Origin of the sequence: Rhodococcus rhodochrous, assembly GCF_014854695.1 — a bacterium.
Taxonomy (GTDB): domain Bacteria; phylum Actinomycetota; class Actinomycetes; order Mycobacteriales; family Mycobacteriaceae; genus Rhodococcus.
Genome location: NZ_CP027557.1, coordinates 3470266 through 3487133 on the forward strand (window position 1 = coordinate 3470266; position 16868 = coordinate 3487133).

The 16868-nt window shown below is 69.2% G+C and carries 16 protein-coding genes; 3 read left to right on the forward strand and 13 right to left on the reverse strand.

The genetic code is table 11. The features are described 5' to 3' along the window. Positions 1-3: 3 nt before the first annotated feature. The 6 genes from C6Y44_RS16165 to C6Y44_RS16185 form a co-directional block, all read right to left on the reverse strand. Positions 4-1002, reverse strand: coding sequence for a sulfate/molybdate ABC transporter ATP-binding protein (locus C6Y44_RS16165; protein ID WP_159417977.1), 999 nt, complete (start codon positions 1000-1002; stop codon positions 4-6). Then, positions 999-1805: a sulfate ABC transporter permease subunit CysW gene (cysW, locus tag C6Y44_RS16170; protein ID WP_016694106.1), complete on the reverse strand. Its 807-nt coding sequence runs from the start codon at positions 1803-1805 to the stop codon at positions 999-1001. Before cysW ends, C6Y44_RS16165 begins: the two co-directional genes overlap by 4 nt. After that, positions 1802-2599: a sulfate ABC transporter permease subunit CysT gene (gene cysT, locus C6Y44_RS16175; RefSeq protein ID WP_016694104.1), complete on the reverse strand. Its 798-nt coding sequence runs from the start codon at positions 2597-2599 to the stop codon at positions 1802-1804. The genes cysW and cysT overlap by 4 nt, the downstream gene beginning before the upstream one ends. Positions 2600-2713: 114 nt before the next feature. After that, on the reverse strand, positions 2714-3739 hold the full coding sequence (locus tag C6Y44_RS16180) for a sulfate ABC transporter substrate-binding protein (protein ID WP_120279717.1): 1026 nt from the start codon (positions 3737-3739) through the stop codon (positions 2714-2716). A 151-nt stretch (positions 3740-3890) separates the two neighbouring features. Further along, positions 3891-3983, reverse strand: a complete 93-nt coding sequence (locus C6Y44_RS28420; RefSeq protein WP_315899260.1) for an Ms4533A family Cys-rich leader peptide — start codon at positions 3981-3983, stop codon at positions 3891-3893. 171 nt (positions 3984-4154) lie between these two features. Continuing rightward, a complete protein-coding gene (locus C6Y44_RS16185) occupies positions 4155-4361 on the reverse strand; it encodes a hypothetical protein (RefSeq protein WP_120279718.1) in 207 nt (68 codons plus the stop codon). Between the two features lie 66 nt (positions 4362-4427). On the opposite strand from C6Y44_RS16185, the gene C6Y44_RS16190 reads away from it, so the two are divergent. Then, positions 4428-6371, forward strand: coding sequence for a glycoside hydrolase family 15 protein (locus C6Y44_RS16190; protein WP_159417976.1), 1944 nt, complete (start codon positions 4428-4430; stop codon positions 6369-6371). A 7-nt stretch (positions 6372-6378) separates the two neighbouring features. Here C6Y44_RS16190 and C6Y44_RS16195 read toward each other — a convergent pair whose 3' ends face one another. The 3 genes from C6Y44_RS16195 to lepA form a co-directional block, all read right to left on the reverse strand. Further along, positions 6379-7356: an ABC transporter substrate-binding protein gene (locus C6Y44_RS16195; RefSeq protein WP_159417975.1), complete on the reverse strand. Its 978-nt coding sequence runs from the start codon at positions 7354-7356 to the stop codon at positions 6379-6381. Between the two features lie 68 nt (positions 7357-7424). Further along, positions 7425-8357: an NAD(P)H-dependent flavin oxidoreductase gene (locus C6Y44_RS16200; RefSeq protein ID WP_120279721.1), complete on the reverse strand. Its 933-nt coding sequence runs from the start codon at positions 8355-8357 to the stop codon at positions 7425-7427. 35 nt (positions 8358-8392) lie between these two features. Further along, the gene (lepA, locus tag C6Y44_RS16205) at positions 8393-10288 is read right to left on the reverse strand and encodes a translation elongation factor 4 (protein WP_237451241.1); all 1896 of its coding nucleotides are present in this window, start codon (positions 10286-10288) and stop codon (positions 8393-8395) included. A 63-nt stretch (positions 10289-10351) separates the two neighbouring features. Here lepA and C6Y44_RS16210 point away from each other — a divergent pair, with 63 nt between their 5' ends. Next, the gene (locus C6Y44_RS16210) at positions 10352-11020 is read left to right on the forward strand and encodes a type II toxin-antitoxin system PemK/MazF family toxin (RefSeq protein WP_159417974.1); all 669 of its coding nucleotides are present in this window, start codon (positions 10352-10354) and stop codon (positions 11018-11020) included. A gap of 27 nt (positions 11021-11047) precedes the next feature. Here C6Y44_RS16210 and C6Y44_RS16215 read toward each other — a convergent pair whose 3' ends face one another. After that, positions 11048-11869 carry an aquaporin gene (locus C6Y44_RS16215; protein WP_059380811.1) on the reverse strand — a complete coding sequence of 274 codons (822 nt, stop codon included), beginning with the start codon at positions 11867-11869 and terminating at the stop codon, positions 11048-11050. A gap of 363 nt (positions 11870-12232) precedes the next feature. Here C6Y44_RS16215 and rpsT point away from each other — a divergent pair, with 363 nt between their 5' ends. Further along, positions 12233-12493: a 30S ribosomal protein S20 gene (gene rpsT / locus C6Y44_RS16220; protein ID WP_006554505.1), complete on the forward strand. Its 261-nt coding sequence runs from the start codon at positions 12233-12235 to the stop codon at positions 12491-12493. Positions 12494-12619: 126 nt separating this feature from the next. Here the strand turns inward: rpsT and holA are convergent, their stop codons facing one another. Genes holA through C6Y44_RS16235 form a run of 3 tightly spaced genes read right to left on the reverse strand, consistent with a single transcriptional unit; the run spans position 12620 to position 16784 of the window. Then, positions 12620-13591, reverse strand: a complete 972-nt coding sequence (gene holA, locus C6Y44_RS16225) for a DNA polymerase III subunit delta (protein WP_059380810.1) — start codon at positions 13589-13591, stop codon at positions 12620-12622. Next, complete coding sequence (locus C6Y44_RS16230; RefSeq protein WP_159417973.1) at positions 13588-15948, reverse strand: DNA internalization-related competence protein ComEC/Rec2; 2361 nt, start codon at positions 15946-15948, stop codon at positions 13588-13590. The genes holA and C6Y44_RS16230 overlap by 4 nt, the downstream gene beginning before the upstream one ends. After that, positions 15945-16784 carry a ComEA family DNA-binding protein gene (locus C6Y44_RS16235; RefSeq protein ID WP_159417972.1) on the reverse strand — a complete coding sequence of 280 codons (840 nt, stop codon included), beginning with the start codon at positions 16782-16784 and terminating at the stop codon, positions 15945-15947. The genes C6Y44_RS16230 and C6Y44_RS16235 overlap by 4 nt, the downstream gene beginning before the upstream one ends. Positions 16785-16868 lie beyond the last annotated feature (84 nt).

Sequence of the window (16868 nt, forward strand, 5' to 3'; positions counted from 1 at the left end):
CGGTTACTGCGCGGCGGTACCGAGCGGGGCGGTCTCCGACGCGGCGGGAGCGTGCGCGTAGACCGTGTCGCCCGCGACGAGACCCAGGTCGTGGGCTTCGCCGCGGGTGATCTGCGTCGTGAACTGCTCACCGGTCGCGTCGTTGCGTAGTTCGACACGGACCTCGAAGCCCAGCCGGACCACACGCTCGACGGTCGCCCGCGTGACACCGACCGAACCGCCGGAGGTGTCGGAGAGCGCGGGTCGCCGGGCGAGCCGGATGTCGTGCGGCCGCACCAGCACGCCGTTGAGCTTGGACACCGTCCCGAGGAACGACATCACGAAGCTGTTCGCCGGGCGATCGTAGAGTTCCTCCGGCGTTCCGACCTGTTCGATGCGTCCGGCGTTCATCACCGCGATGCGGTCGGCGACGTCGAGCGCCTCTTCCTGGTCGTGCGTGACGAGCACGGTGGTCACGTGCACCTCGTCGTGCAGGCGGCGCAGCCAGGTCCGCAGGTCGGCGCGGACCTTCGCGTCCAGGGCGCCGAACGGTTCGTCGAGCAGCAGCACCTGCGGGTCGACGGCGAGGGCACGGGCGAGGGCCATGCGCTGACGCTGGCCGCCGGACAACTGCGCCGGATAGCGTCGCTGGAACCCCCCGAGCCCGACGATCTCGAGCAGGTCGTCGACCCGCTTCGTGATCTCGTCCTTGGGTCGCTTGCGGATCTTGAGTCCGAAGGCGACGTTCTCGCGCACCGTCATGTGCTTGAACGCGGCATAGTGCTGGAACACGAAACCGATGTCGCGCTTCTGCGGGGTGACGCCGGTGACGTCCTTGCCGGCGATGTGGACGGTGCCCGCGTCGAGGGTCTCGAGGCCGGCGATCGAACGCAGCAGTGTCGACTTCCCCGAACCGGACGGTCCGAGCAGGGCGGTGAGCGAGCCGGACGGGATGTCGATGCCGACGTCGTCGAGTGCGGCGAAGTCTCCGTAGTTCTTGCGCGCCCCGGTGACGGTGATCATTCGGTGCTCCTCTTCCGGTCGAGCAGGGTCATCAGCAGCAGGACGATCACCGCGATGGCCATGAGCAGGGTCGCGGCGCTGTAGGCGCCGAAGGTGTTGTGGTCGTCGATGTACCGGGCGTGCACGAGCAACGTCAGGGTCTGGGAGACGCCGGGGAAGCCGGACGAGACCATGATGACGGCGCCGAACTCGCCGAGGGCCCGGGCGACGGTGAGGACGATGCCGTAGGTCAGGCCCCAGCGGATCGCCGGCAGCGTGATCCGCCAGAAGGTCTGCCAGGTGTTCGCACCGAGGGTCGCGGCGGCCTGCTCCTGCTCCTCCCCGATCTCGCGCAGCACCGGTTCGACCTCGCGCACGACGAACGGCAGCGTCACGAAGATCGTCGCGAGCACCATGCCCGGCAGCCCGAAGATCACCTTGAAGCCGAGATCCTCGACGGCACCGAACCAGCCGTTGGCGCCCCACAGCATGATCAGGGCGACACCCACGACGATGGGCGAGACCGCGAAGGGCAGGTCGACGACGGCCTGCAGCAGTCCTCTCCCCGGGAATCTGCCGCGGACGAGGGCCAGCGCGACGACGATGCCGAAGATCACGTTCACGGGAACGACGATCGCGACGATCAGCAGCGACAGGTTCAGCGCCGAGATCGCGGCGGGAGTGCTGATCGACTCGGCGAACGCCACGATGCCGTTCTCGAAGGTGCGGTAGAGGATCACCCCGATCGGGACGAGCAGCAGCACGAACAGATAGGCGAGCGCGACGAAGCGCAGCGACAGTCGGGATGCGACGGACGGTTTCACCGGTCGTCCTCCTCTCGGCGCAGCCCCCGGTTCGCGACCAGGCGCAGGACGAACAGCACGACGAAGGCGATCACCAGCAGCGCGACGGAGACCGCGGCGGCGTTGACCGGCCGGTCGATCTCGATCTGCTGTTGGATGTACTGCGACGCGACCTGGGTCTTGTACGGGATGTTGCCGCCGATGAGCACGATCGAGCCGTACTCACCGATGGCACGGGCGAACGCCAGGCCGGTGCCGCCGAGGACGGCCGGTGCGAGCACGGGCAGCACGACCGTGCGGAAGATCGTGAAGTTGCCGGCTCCGAGCGAGGCGGCGGCCTCCTCGACCTCACGGTCGGCCTCGATGAGCACCGGCTGCACCGAGCGCACCACGAACGGCAGCGTGACGAATGCCAGCGCCACCACCAGTCCCGGCTCGGTCGCGTTGAGCTGCACACCGATCGGGCTCTGCGGCCCGTACAGCGAGAGCAGCACGATGCTCGCGACGATCGTCGGCAGGGCGAAGGGGAGATCGATGAGGGCGTTGACGAACTTCTTCCCCGGGAACTCGTCGCGGACGAGCACCCAGGCGATCACCGTGCCCATCACCGCGTTGATCGCCGCGACGACCAGCGAGACGACGACGGTGATCCGCAGGGTCGCCAGGGCGGCCGGAGCGGTGATCGCATCGACGAAGGTCCCGAGACCGTCCGAGACGGAGTGGAAGGCCAGGGCCGCGAGGGGAAGCAGGACGATCAGGCTCAACCACAGGGTGGCGATGCCGATACCGAGGGGCCCGACGGCGCCGGTGAACATCCGGCGACGCCGTCGGGCGGGGGCCGCGGCGGACGGCCCGCGACGCGAACCCGCCGGGGCGGGAGACGAATCTCCCGACCCGGCGGTGTGTTCCGAGATGGTCACGCGCGCGCTCTACTTCGTCGCGTTGTCGTAGATCACCGCGATGGTGCCGGTGCTGTCGGCGAACAGCTCCTCGTTCACGGTCTCCCAGCCACCGAGATCGGCGACGGTCCACAGCTTCTCCGGCTGCGGGAACTCGTCGGCGAACTCCTCGGCGACGGTCGGATCGACGGGCCGGAAGCCGGCCTCGGCCCACAGGCGCTGCGCCTCGGGGGTGTACAGGAAGTCGTTGAACGCCTGCGCGACCTCGACGTCCTTCGCGTTCTTCAGTACCGCTGCGGGATTCTCGATCTTGAAGGTGACGGGCGGGGTGACGTGCTCGACGGGGTCGCCGTTGCGCTCGATGAACAGTGCCTCGTTCTCGTAGCTCAGCAGCACGTCGCCGGTGCCCTGCAGGAAGGTCTCGGTGGCCTCGCGACCGGACTTCGGCTGCACCTTCACGTGGTCGGTGACCAATGCGGTGACGTAGTCGATGCCGGCCTGCGGGTCGGCGCCGCCGTTGCTCTTCGCGGCATAGGGCGCGAGCAGGTTCCACTTCGCCGAACCCGAGCTGAACGGGTTGGGGGTGACGACCTCGACGTCCGGACGGAGCAGGTCGTCCCAGTCGCGGATGTTCTTCGGGTTGCCCTCACGGACGACGATGGTGACGACCGATCCGAACGGAATCCCGTTGTAGGCGTTGTCGTTCCAGTTCTCGTCGACGAGACCGGCCTCGACGAGGCGGGTGATGTCGGGCTCGACGGAGAAGTTCACGAAGTTGGCCTCGGCGCCGTCGCGCACCTTGCGGGACTGGTCTCCGGAGGCGCCGTAGGACTGCTGGAAGACGACACCCTCGCCCTCTTCGGTCGCCTCGAATGCGGGGATCAGCGAATCGAATCCGACCTTGGGCACGGCGTAGGCGTAGAGGTTGATCGTGCCGCCGGACCCGTCGCCACCACTCTCGGCTCCGACGGTGTCGCTCGAACCGCCGGCGCAGGCGGTGAGGGAGAGGGCGGTGACCGCGGCGAACGCCGCGACGACGAACCTGGAACGTTTCATGACGAGCCTCCTGAGGGGCTGTTTCGAGGGGAATGAACGCGACCGGCACCGGACGAGGGGTTGCCGGAATCGGACCGGCCGGGATTCGCGAGGATGCGGCACCGACGGACGAGAGGGCCCGGAAGATGGGGACCGCGGAGAGAAGAAGGGTTCAGCGACAACAGTCGATGTCGGCGACCGAAGGCATGCCCACAGCGATCAACGCCAACTCGTGGCGGATGCGGGGCAGAGTGGTCGCGGACACGCGGCAGAGATTAGCAGAGGTCGAGGGTCGACCGAAATCGACGATTCGGACACCGGGCGTCGAGCACCGAACCGGATGCGCGAGCGGCGTGCTCACATGGAGACGAGCCATGCGACGACGACGATGATCAGCAGCGCGATCAGCGCCAGGGTCACGCGCGAACGCGGCATGTCAGCAATCCTCCGTCGTCGTGGCGGGCGAGTCCGTCTCTCCGCGGCCGAGCAGTGCGAAGACACCGGCCATCGCCCGATCGAGCAGCCATGCGACCCCGAAGCAGGCCGGCACCAGCACCGCCAGCACGAGGGCCACCTGGGGGACGAAGGACAGGCCCGCGAGCCACAGCTCGAAGCCGTCCCACCACGAAGCCACCCGATCCATTGCCTACACCCTAGTAGGTTCGGCAACCGCACTGCGATCCGCCCGGCCCGCAGTGATCATGGAGGAATGGATCACCACCACTCCTCACCGCTGTCGGGGTCACCCTTCCGACGGAGCGTGTTCCCGCCCATCGACGACTACGCATTCCTCTCGGACTGCGAGAGCACCTGCCTGATCGCGCGTGACGGCACCGTGGAGTGGATGTGCGTGCCGCGACCCGACTCCCCCAGCGTGTTCGGTTCGTTGCTGGATCGCAGCGCAGGTCATTTCCGGTTGTCGCCGCACGACCGCACCGTTCCCGCGGCACGCCGATACCTGCCGGGCGGGTTGGTCCTCGAGACGACCTGGCAGACCGACACGGGCTGGATGATCGTGCGCGACGCGCTGGTCATGGCGCCCTGGTACGACGTCGAGGAGCGCTCGACCACGCACCGCCGGACGCCGTCCGACTGGGAGGCCGAGCACATGCTGTTGCGGACGGTGCGCTGTGTGAACGGGACGGTGGATCTGTACGTCAGTTGCGAACCCGCCTTCGACTACCACCGGGGCCGCACCGAATGGCGGTACACCGGCAAGGTCTACGAGGAGGCCACCGCGGTGTGCCGGAACGCACCGGACGAGCATCCGACGCTGCGCATGACGACGGATCTGCGCCTCGGTATCGAGGACCGCGAGGTCCGCGCGCGACGCCGACTCCACAAGGGCGACACGGCCTTCGTCGCCTTGTCGTGGGCGGACTGTCCGATGCCGCACACCTTCGACGAGGCCGTCGCCAAGATGGTCTCCACCCAGGACTACTGGCGCGAATGGATCACGACGGGCCGCTTCCCCGACCACCCCTGGCGCACCTACCTGCAGCGCAGCGCGCTCACGCTCAAGGGACTGACCTACAGCCCGACCGGAGCGCTGCTCGCCGCGTCGACGACATCTCTTCCGGAAACACCTGGCGGAGAGCGAAACTGGGATTACCGCTATGCCTGGGTACGCGATTCGACCTTCGCACTGTGGGGTCTGTACACCCTCGGATTCGACCGGGAGGCGGACGACTTCTTCTCGTTCATCCTCGACGTCTCGCGCGACGCGGACGGCGTCCGCTATCCGCTCCAGGTGATGTACGGGGTGGGCGGCGAGCGCGAACTGCCGGAGTCGACCCTCGGGCATCTGAGCGGCTACGACGGCGCCACCCCGGTCCGCATCGGCAACGACGCCTATCACCAACAGCAGCACGACATCTGGGGCACGCTCCTCGACTCGGTGTACCTGCACGTAAAGTCCCGCGGACACTTCCCCCAGACGTTGCTGCACACCCTGCGGCGGCAGGTCGAGGAGGCGGCGGCCAACTGGCGCAAGCCCGATCGCGGCATCTGGGAAGTGCGCGGCGAGCCCCAGCACTTCGTATCGTCGAAGGTCATGTGCTGGGTTGCCCTCGATCGCGGAGCGAAACTCGCCGAGCTGCAGGGCCGCCCCGACTACGCCCGCAAGTGGGCGGCGATCGCCGAGGAGATCAAGGCCGACGTCCTCGAACACGGCGTCGACGAACGCGGTGTCTTCACCCAGCGGTACGGCCACCCCTCGCTCGACGCCTCGGCGCTGCTGATCCCCTTGTTGCGCTTCCTGCCCGCGGACGACCCCCGGGTGCGGGCCACGGTGCTGGCGATCGCCGACGAACTCACCGAGGACGGGCTGGTGCTGCGCTACCGGGTGGAGACCACCGACGACGGACTCGCAGGCAAGGAGGGCTCGTTCACCATCTGCTCGTTCTGGCTGGTCTCGGCGCTCGTCGAGATCGGTGAGGTCGAGCGGGCGGCCGCACTGTGCCAGCGCCTGCTCGACTACGCGAGCCCCTTGAAGCTCTATGCCGAGGAGATCGACACCGAGACCGGACGCCATCTGGGGAACTACCCGCAGGCGTTCACCCACTTGGCGCTCATCAATGCCGTCGTCCACGTCATCCGCGCCGAGCGGGAGATCGGGGCGGGCAACTTCCGGCCCGCGCATCTCGGGCCGTGAGCCGGTCTCAGGCGTTCGCGACCGCCTCGAGCTGCGGCCGGATCACGTCGAGCGCATAGTCGATCGACAGCGACGAGGGCGTGTTGAACGCGACGACCGTCGGGAAGTCGACGACAGCGAGACCGCCTCCGGTGACGGCGGGCAGCCGGTCGAATCCGGGCAGGGCCATCAGGTCCTGCTCGGTTCCGCCGCGCGGCAGGATGATCAGCAGATCGGCCACCAGAGCGTCGACGCGTTCGGGGCCGAGCACAACCCGCCCCTGGGACGCTCCGCCCTCCGCGACCAGCGTCGGCGGCAGCGTCATGCCCAGCTGCGTGAACAGCGCAGCGGCACCGTCGTCCGGATCGGCGACCACGACGACCTGTTGCTCGTTGGTGACGTACTGCGACAACGCGGCGGTCCGGCCCTCCAGTCCCGGCAGAGCGGCCTCCTCGATCTCGGCGTTGCGGTCGGCGATGATCCGCTCGGCGTCCTCGGTGCGGCCGAGAACCTCACCGAGCACGCGCACCTGTTCGTCCCAGCGGTCCACGCCGGTATCGCCGAGAGGTCCGATCGTCGGCGCGACCGCGGAGATCGTGTCGTAGTCGTTCTGCGAGACGATCTGCCACGCGCCGAGAATCAGATCGGGTTCGAGAGCGGCGACCTCCTCGACGGGCACCGACGTCTCCGCCGTCGGACTCAGCGCCACCGCATCCGGGGAGACGTCGGTCTGCCAGGGGTAGAGGCCGCGATCGTCGCCGTACGAGCCGGCGCTGTAGTACGCGACCGGCTGCACTCCGAGTTCGACGAGGGCGTCGAGCCATTGGCTGGAGGTCGCGACGATCCGCTCGGGTGTGCCCTCGATCGTCGTCGTGCCGTAGGAGTGCTCGACAGTGACGGTCTCGCCGCCGGCGGTCGCGGTTTCCTCGGTGTCCGACGAACACGCGACGAGACTCGGGACGGCGAACAGTACGAGCGCTACCGCGGAGAGAACGACTCGATGCATGGGCGACCTCCGTTTCAGGTAAGGCTCACCTTAACTCGAGTGGGGACGTCCGTGTGCCGATGCCGTCCTCAGCGGAAGCGGGACAGCAGGGTCTCCGCCTGCTCGGCGATACCCCGGATGACCTCGCCCGCGGGTCGCTCGGACCGCACCAGACCGGCAGCCTCCCCCGCGTAGACCACACCGATGTCGGGATCGTCGCCCGTGTACGCCGCGGCGAGGGCGTCCTCGTCGGCGCCCCGGCCGTGCCACTCGTCGGTGAAGGCGTTGCGCAGGGCACGTCCGCCCCAGCGCGCCGGCCACGGCTGGTGCCGGGCCTTGTCGAAAACATCGGTGTAGACGGTGTCGGCGCTGCCGGCCTCCACGAGTCGCCCACGGGCGTAGTCGGGGCCGACGGTCTCCGGGCTGGCGAGCAGCGCCGTCCCGACCAGAGCGCCCTGCCCACCGGCTGCGAGCACTGCTGCCAGACCGCGACCCGTGGCGATGCCGCCTGCGGCGAGCACGGGCAGCGACGTCGACTCGAGCACCTCCTGCAACAACGGGAGGGTACCGATCCGGCCCGTGTGCCCACCGGCCTCGTGGCCCTGCGCGATCACCGCATCGACACCCGCGGCCTCGACCACCCGCAGATCGTCGATCGTGTTGATCTGCGAGAGGACGACGGCCCCGGCCTCGTGGACGCGCTCGACGTAGGGCGCGGGATCGCCGAACGAGAGCGTGACCACCTGCGGCCGGTGCTCGAGCACTGCGGTGAGGAGGCTGTCGTCGTCGGCGAGCGCCCAGGTCATCAGACCGAATCCCACAGGCCCACCACCGATCTCGCGGGCGGTGCGCACCTCGCCCTCGATCCACTCGGCGGTGTTGTAGCGGGCGGCGCCGATGAGGCCGAGGCCGCCGGCCCGCGTCACCTCGCCCGCGAGCCGCCCACCGGCCCGGCCACCCATGGGCGCACCCAGCAGAGGAACGGAGATTCCGAGTTCACGGGTGAGCCAGGTGTCGAGCACGCGAATCCTTCCGGTGGGCGTCGCAGCAGGGACGACTACTTCTTCGGCTTGTCGGACGAGGCCTCGGACGACAGCGCGGCGACGAACGCTTCCTGCGGCACGTCGACGCGGCCGATCGTCTTCATCCGCTTCTTGCCTTCCTTCTGCTTCTCGAGCAGCTTGCGCTTACGGCTGATGTCGCCGCCGTAGCACTTGGCGAGAACGTCCTTGCGGATCGCCCGGATGTTCTCGCGGGCGATGATCTTCGAGCCGATCGCGGCCTGGACGGGCACCTCGAACTGCTGCCGCGGGATGAGTTCCTTGAGCTTGGTCGTCATCTTGTTGCCGTAGGCGGCAGCGGCGTCCTTGTGGACGATCGCGCTGAACGCGTCGACGGCCTCGCCCTGCAACAGGATGTCGACCTTGACCAGCGCGGCCTCCTGCTCGCCGGCCTCCTCGTAGTCCATCGAGGCGTAGCCACGGGTGCGCGACTTCAGCGAGTCGAAGAAGTCGAAGATGATCTCGGCCATCGGCAGCGTGTACCGCAGCTCGACGCGGGTCTCGGACAGGTAGTCCATGCCGCCGAGCTCACCGCGCCGCGACTGGCACAGTTCCATGATCGAACCGATGAACTCGCTCGGCGCGATGATGGTGCACTTGACGATCGGTTCGTAGATCTCGCGCGCCTTGCCCTCGGGCCAGTCGGACGGGTTCGTCACGACGACTTCCTGGCCGCCTTCGAGCACGACGCGGTAGACGACGTTGGGAGCGGTGGAGATCAGGTCGAGGCCGAACTCGCGCTCGAGGCGCTCGCGGGTGATCTCCATGTGCAGCAGACCGAGGAAGCCGCAACGGAAGCCGAATCCGAGGGCGACGGACGTCTCGGGCTCGTAGGTGAGCGCAGCGTCGTTGAGCTGGAGCTTGTCGAGCGCGTCGCGCAGCACCGGGTAGTCGGAACCGTCGACCGGATACAGGCCGGAGTACACCATCGGGCGCGGTTCGCGGTAGCCGGTGAGCGGCTCCTCCGCACCGTTGCGGGCGGTGGTGACGGTGTCGCCGACCTTCGACTGGCGCACATCCTTCACGCCGGTGATGAGATAGCCCACCTCGCCGACGCCGAGACCGGCGGTGGCCTTGGGTTCGGGCGAGACGATGCCGACCTCGAGCAGTTCGTGGGTCGTGCCCGTCGACATCATCTTGATCTTCTCGCGGGGCACGATCTTGCCGTCGACCACACGCACGTACGTCACGACGCCGCGGTAGGTGTCGTAGACGGAGTCGAAGATCATGGCGCGGGCGGGCGCGTCGGCGTCACCGACCGGCGGCGGCACCTGGCGGATCACGGCGTCGATGAGTTCGGGGACGCCCTCGCCGGTCTTGCCGGAGACCCGGAGCACGTCGGACGGCTCGCAGCCGATGATGTTCGCGATCTCACCGGCGTAGCGGTCGGGGTCGGCCGCGGGCAGGTCGATCTTGTTGAGGACCGGGATGATCGTCAGGTCCTTGTCGAGCGCGAGGTAGAGGTTGGCGAGGGTCTGTGCCTCGATGCCCTGCGCGGCGTCGACGAGCAGGACCGCGCCCTCGCACGCCTCGAGCGCGCGGGAGACCTCGTAGGTGAAGTCGACGTGGCCCGGGGTGTCGATCAGGTGCATCACATAGTCTTCGCCGTCGAGCTTCCACGGCAGACGTACGTTCTGCGCCTTGATCGTGATGCCGCGCTCGCGTTCGATGTCCATGCGGTCGAGGTACTGGGCGCGCATCTGCCGCTCCTCGACCACCCCGGTGAGCTGCAGCATCCGGTCCGCGAGCGTCGACTTTCCGTGGTCGATGTGCGCGATGATGCAGAAGTTCCGGATCTTTGCGGGGTCCGTGAACGTGGTGTCGGCGAAGGTGCTGATGTCGTGCTCCTGACTCGGACTGGCAGCGGCCTGCAGACCGCGGTCACCCTGCAGAATATCCAAGTCGGGTGGCGGCCGGGACTTCGCCCGGGTCAGGTCCGGTTAAGCTCGGTTCCCGTGGCCGGTACATGGAAGAAGTTGGGCAGGCAGCTGGGTCGTCTCGCCGTCGAGCAGGGTCCGAAGATCTACCAGCAGTTGCAGCAGTCCGGGGCGCTCGACAAGGCGCGCGCCGCGCTGAACGCGGCCGGCCAGGCCGGCGCAGCGAGCGGAACCTCGGGGAGCGGTACCACCGCGGCACCGAAGCCCGGCGCGGACCGGACGGCGGCGCCGAAGCCGGGTGCTGCGAAGACCCCGTCCGGTACGAAGCGTCCGGCCCCCGGTCGCCCGGTGGCGTCGCGCACCACGCCGACGGCGCAGCGTGCCCGCCGCCTCGAGTACTCCCCCGACCTCGACGGTCGCGCCGATCCGGGCGAGATCGTGTGGACCTGGGTGGCCTACGAAGAAGATCCGACGCAGGGCAAGGACCGCCCGGTGCTCGTCGTGGGCCGCGACGACTCGACGCTGCTCGGACTGATGCTGTCGTCGAACTCCGACCGCGACGGTCACCGCGACTGGCTCGGAATCGGCTCCGGACCGTGGGACGCGGAGAACCGCCCGAGCTGGGTGCGCCTCGATCGCGTGCTCGACGTCCCCGAGGACGGCATCCGCCGCGAGGGCGCGGTCCTTCCCCGCGCACGCTTCGATCAGGTCGCGGCCCGGCTCCGCACCGATTTCGGCTGGAGCTGAACCGGGCCGCGCCCCGAACGCAGGATCTCAGGAGGCCCGGAGCCCGTACCGCCGTCCGAAGAGGAAGGTGTAGACGAGGGCTCCGAGCGCGCCGCCGATGAGCGGGAACACGATGAACGCCCACAGCTGCCCCAGCGCACCGTCCTGGTAGAAGGCGACGGCGAGGCTGCGGGCGGGATTGACCGACGTGTTGTCGATCGGGATCGAGATCAGGTGGATCACGGCGAGGGTGAAGCCGATGGCGATACCGGCGATCGGTGCGTCGGCGACCTGATCGGTCGCGCCCAGCACCACGAACACCAGCACGGCCGTGAGCAGGACCTCGACGACGATCATCGCGCCGATACCGTAGCCGTTCTCGAGCACACCGCCGAGCGGGCCGTGCACCGCCGAGGGGCTGTGCGCGCCCCAGCCGTTCGCCCCGAGCCCGTCGGCGGCACGGTCGTAGCTCGGAAGCGACGACGCCACCGCGTAGAGCGTCAGACCGGCGATCAGACCGCCGACGACCTGCGCGATCCAGTAACCCACGGCGCGCACCGGGGTCACATGACCGACGATGAGCTGCCCGAGCGTCACCGCCGGGTTCACGTGACACCCGGAGATCGGGCCGATGGTGTACACGAGGAACAGCAGGGTCAGGCCGAACGCCAATGCGACGCCGAGCTGGCCGACATAGGTTCCGGCGAACACCGCGGTACCCACCGCGGAGAACACCAGGAGGAAGGTTCCGATCGCCTCCGCTACGTATTTCCGCAGATCGGAGAACTCACCGGGGTCTCTGATTTCCAGGGATGTCTGGCGTGCGAGATCTTCGTCGATTCGGGACTCGGGATCGCGTGGGGGTTCCATGGGTCACCTCGATGTTCGCGGTCCCGCACGCAGGCGGAACCTGGTGGTAGAACACTTCGAGTCGATGCACCGCAGCCGCGAACTCGCCGTTCGCGCTGTGAGGGAGATTACGCAAGCGCCGTGACCTCGACAACGACATCGTGCGCCGTGGCGTGTCCGCCCATGTAGATGCCCTCCCGCGGCGGCACGCAACAACAACAGTCAGGTGCGCGTCGTCCTGGCCGAAACGATCAGGCCGGTGAGAAGGGTGATTCGACGGCCGGTTTGGGCTTTGCGATCCATTCTTGGTAACCTTGTCCATCGGTGCTCAGATGCACCCAGAGCTTTCCTACCAGCTACCAGCAAGACGACAGGATTTTACGCGTGGCCAACATCAAGTCCCAGGTGAAGCGGATTCGCACCAACGAGCGCAACCGACTCCGGAATCAGTCGGTGAAGTCGTCGCTTCGTACGGCGATCCGTTCGTTCCGCGAGGCTGCGGCCGCCGGCGACAAGGACAAGGTCAACGAACTCCTCGTCGCCACCAGCCGTCAGCTCGACAAGGCTGCCAGCAAGGGTGTCATCCACCCCAACCAGGCCGCCAACAAGAAGTCTGCTCTCGCGAAGCTTGCCAACAAGCTCTGAGTTCATCGCTCCGAGGTAGTAGACGCAGGCTCTGCTTCACGAAGGCCGTCCCCCGCCGGGGACGGCCTTCGTGGCATTGAACGGCAGACATGACGCCGCCCCTGAAGCGGGATCGGCGCGGACGGCTCAGGCCGCCAGTTCGGAGATGACCCGCACGGCGTGCTCGAGAGCGTAGTCCGGATCGGCGGCCGCTCCCTTGACGTCGGCGTTGAGCGCAGCGACCACCGTGAGCGCGGTCCCGATCGACGCCGGCGCCCATGTGCGCGCCTGTGCCTGGGCCTTCTTCACCTTCCACGGCGGCATACCGAGCGACGACGCGAGGGAGAACGGGTCGCCGCGACCGGCGGAGCCGACCCGGGCGATGGTGTGCACGGCGTCGGCGAGGGCATCGGCGAGCAGCACGTGGGCGACACCGCGGTGCATCGCCCACCGCAGCGCTTCGAGCGCACCGGCCGTGTCGCCGGCCACGGCCTTCTCGGCCACGTCGAATCCCGACACCTCGGCCTTGCCCGAGTAGTAGCGCCGCACGGCCGCAGCGTCGATCTTGCCGCCGGTGTCGGCCACGAGCTGGCTGCACGCAGCGGCGAGTTCGCGCAGGTCGGATCCCACCGCTTCGATGACGAGTTGTTCGACGTCGCCCGAGACCCGTACGTCCGCGGCCTGGAACTCCTTGTGGACGAACGTGCGCACCCACGCGGCCTTCTCCCCCGCCTTCGCGGGAGCAGCGCACATGTGTTCCTCGGCGCCACACTTGCGCAGCGCGGGCACCATCGCCTTGGTGCGACCGCCGCCGCTGTGGAGGATCACCAGTGTCACGCCCGGAGGCGGATCGGCTGCGACGTCGAGGATCAGCGCCGCGGCGTCCTTCCCGGCGTCGGCCGTGGATTCGAGGATCACGATGCGTTCTTCCGCGAACAGCGACGGGCTCAGCAGCTCGGCGAGTTCGGGCACACCCGCGTCGCCGGCGCGGAGCCGGGAGACGGGGAGGTCGCCGGGAGTTCCGCTGCGCGTGCGGACATCGGACACGATCTGCGCGACGGCACGGTCGACGAGCAGTTCTTCCTCACCGAGGACCAGATGCAGGGACGCGTCGCTCACGGTTCGATCGTGCCACGCACGTCCGACACCACCGCGAGCGCCCCGGAACCGGCACGGACGACTGCGACGTCGCCGTGCAGGTCGGTGCGCAGCACCCGCGCTCCCATCCCGCTCAGGGTGGAGACGATCTCGGGATGGGGATGCCCGAACAGGTTGTCGCGTCCGGCGCTGACGAGGGCGACGCTCGGCCGCACGGCGGCGAGGAACCGTGCGGGTGTGGTGCGCGAGCCGTGATGCGGCACCTTCAGCACGTCCGCACGCACATCGGTGCCCGACCGCACGAGTGCGTCGAGCGCGGCCTCCTCCGCGTCGCCCGGCAACAGAACCCGACCGACGACGGTATCGACCGTCAACACGAGCGAGTCGTCGTTCTCGGAACCGCCCGTCCCGCGTCCGGCCGGACCCACCACCCGGATGTCGAGATCGCCTGCACGCAGAACCGCGCCGGCGCCCACTTCCCGCACGGGGACACCGATCTCGGTTGCCGGACCGAGCACGTCCGCCGCACCGTCACCGGCAGCGCCCGGCCCGACTACGACCGTCTCTACCGAGCGCCCTTCGAGGACACCGCGGACTCCGCCCACGTGGTCGGCGTGCAGGTGCGACACGACGAGCAGTGCGACGCGGCGAATCCGCAACCGGCGCAGGCACCGATCGACGGGTTCCGGTTCGGGGCCGGTGTCGACGACGACCGCGCGTCCGTCCCCCGTCGCCAGGACCAGTGCATCGCCCTGGCCGACATCGCATGCGACGAGAACCCATTCGGCTCCGGGCCAGCCCGGTCGCAGCATCCGCACCGGAAGCCACACCGCCGCGACCGCCACCGCGATCACGAGAGCCGTGATCCACACCCGCCGGTGACGAGCCACCGACCACACCACAGCGACCAGCACGGCCGCGACGAGTGCTCCCACCGGTCCGTCCGGCACCTCGAACTCGGCCGACGGCAACGACGCCGCCCGATCGGCCACCGTGATCAGCCACCACAGGAAAGGCCCGGTGCCGCGCGCGAGCACCTCCCCCGGCCACGGGACGACGGAGGCGGCCACCGCGACGAGTGAGCCGAGGACCGTCAGTGGCGCAAGTACCGGGGCCACGAGGACATTGGCCGCGACCGACACGACGCTCACCGTCCCGCTCACCCCCGCGACGAGAGGTGCGGTCGCCACGAACGCGACCAGCGACATCGCCGTGACCTCCGCGACGGGACGCGGCCACCCGCGATCGACGAGTCGGGTCACGACGGGCGGCGCGGCGACGATGAGCGCCGCCGTCGCGGACACCGACAGCGCGAACCCGACATCGACTGCGAGGTCGGGCATGAGCACGAGCAGCACGCCCACCGCGGTGCACAGGGCGGGAAGTGCCTGTCGCTCACGGCCCGTCACGAACGCCAGCAGCCCGATCGATCCCATCGCCGCCGCGCGCACCACACTCGCCGACGGACGGACCACGACGACGAAGGCGACGAGAGCCGTTGCGGCGAGGACGGCGCCGGAACGCGGGCCGAGTCCCACCGCGCGCACGAGGAGCAGTACCGCTCCGAGAACGATGCTGACGTTGGCTCCGGACACGGCCGTCAGGTGCGTCAATCCGGCAACCCGGAAGTCCTCGCGCACCTCGTCGGTCAGCGCCGTCGTGTCGCCCACCACGAGACCGGGCAGCAAGCCGGCCCGGTCGGCGGGAAGCACCGCAGAACTCACCTGCGCGAGGCGGTCGCGCACCGTGCCCGCCCACCGCTGCCACACCGGTGGCGGGCCGACAGCCGTCGGCGCCCGCTCCGCGCGGAGCACCGCCACCGTGGTGCCCGGCCCGGTGTTCGGCGCGACCCGCACACGTGCGGTGACCGACTGGCCGGGCAGGAGATCTCTCCACGAGTCGGCCGGCGCGAACACCACCACCGATCCCCCGGTGTCCATGGACCGTCCACCGACCGTCACGTGCTCGAGCCGTGCCGGAATGCGTACCCGGGGTGTGTCGTCGAAGGCCGCGGCCCGGATGCGTCGTGGGTCGTCGGTGGGGACGAGAACGACGCCGGCCCACGCTCCCCTCTCCGCTGCGGAGGCAATCGGGTGCTGGTCGGCGGCCCACATCCGGAGCCCGGCGGCCGGCCCGAATCCCGCGACGACGGCCAGTGCGGCGAGGAGGATCCGCGCACCTCCGCGAGGGATACGACCGGCCCCGACGAGACGGACCGTCACGGCGCATCCGACGACGGCCGCGACCGCCACGGCGGTGACGATCCGCCATCCCGTGTACAACCCGAGAAGCGTCACGGCCCACGCGGCCAGTGCGCACGGCACCAACCGGGCATCGACAACCGTTGCGGTGTCGGACCCGTCGTTCCGGACGGTCACACCGTCACCAGTTCACGCAGCCTGGCCAGGCGCGCCGGTCCGATCCCGTCGACCTCACCGAGTTGTTCGACGTCCGTGAACGGTCCGTTGGTGTCACGCCACGAGACGATCGCCGCGGCCGTCACAGGGCCGACTCCCGGCAGCGCGTCGAGCGCGGTCTCGTCGGCGGTGTTGAGGTTGACCAGCCCGCCTGCCTCCGGTGGAGCATCGCCCGGTGCCTGCGCCCCGACGATTCCACTGGCCTGCGGAACAGGTTGGGGCGGGGCGATTCCCACGACGATCTGGTCACCGTCGGCGACCCGCCGGGCCAGATTGAGGCCGATGAGGTCGGCACCGTCGAGGGCACCGCCGGCAGCGTCGAGCGCGTCGGCCACACGGGATCCCGCCGGCAACCGCACGAGTCCGGGCCGTGTCACCGCACCCACGACGCTGACGACGAACTCGGCGGAATCCGGCTGTGCCGTGTCCGTCTCCTTCGTGGCGGACGGCTCTGCGGTGTCCACGACTTCGACCCTCGGCAGCGGCGGTACCGGTTCGGGGACCGGCCGGTCGCGCCACACGACGACGAGGGCTACTGCGGCGGCGAGCACTCCGATCGCGGAGAGAGCAGCGGTCCCTCGTCGTCCCGTGTCCCATCGCGCAGCGGCCAGCCGATCGACGAAGCGTTCCCGGCCGGGACCGCTGCGGACGGGTTCGTCGCCGTCGTCGGGGTCCGCCCAGGGGTGGTCGTTCGTCGGCGTGTCGTCGGTCCAGGGCGGTTCCGCAGGCATCGCCGAGGAACGTGTGATCGCGCCGAGGCGGGTGCGCGCGAGATCACGGTGGTCACTGCTCGCCATGCCGCGACGCTAACCGCGTCCGCGACCGCCGGATTCGGTATCGGCGCCGATCCGCCCGGGGTTGTGGATGACCTCCACCCCTGT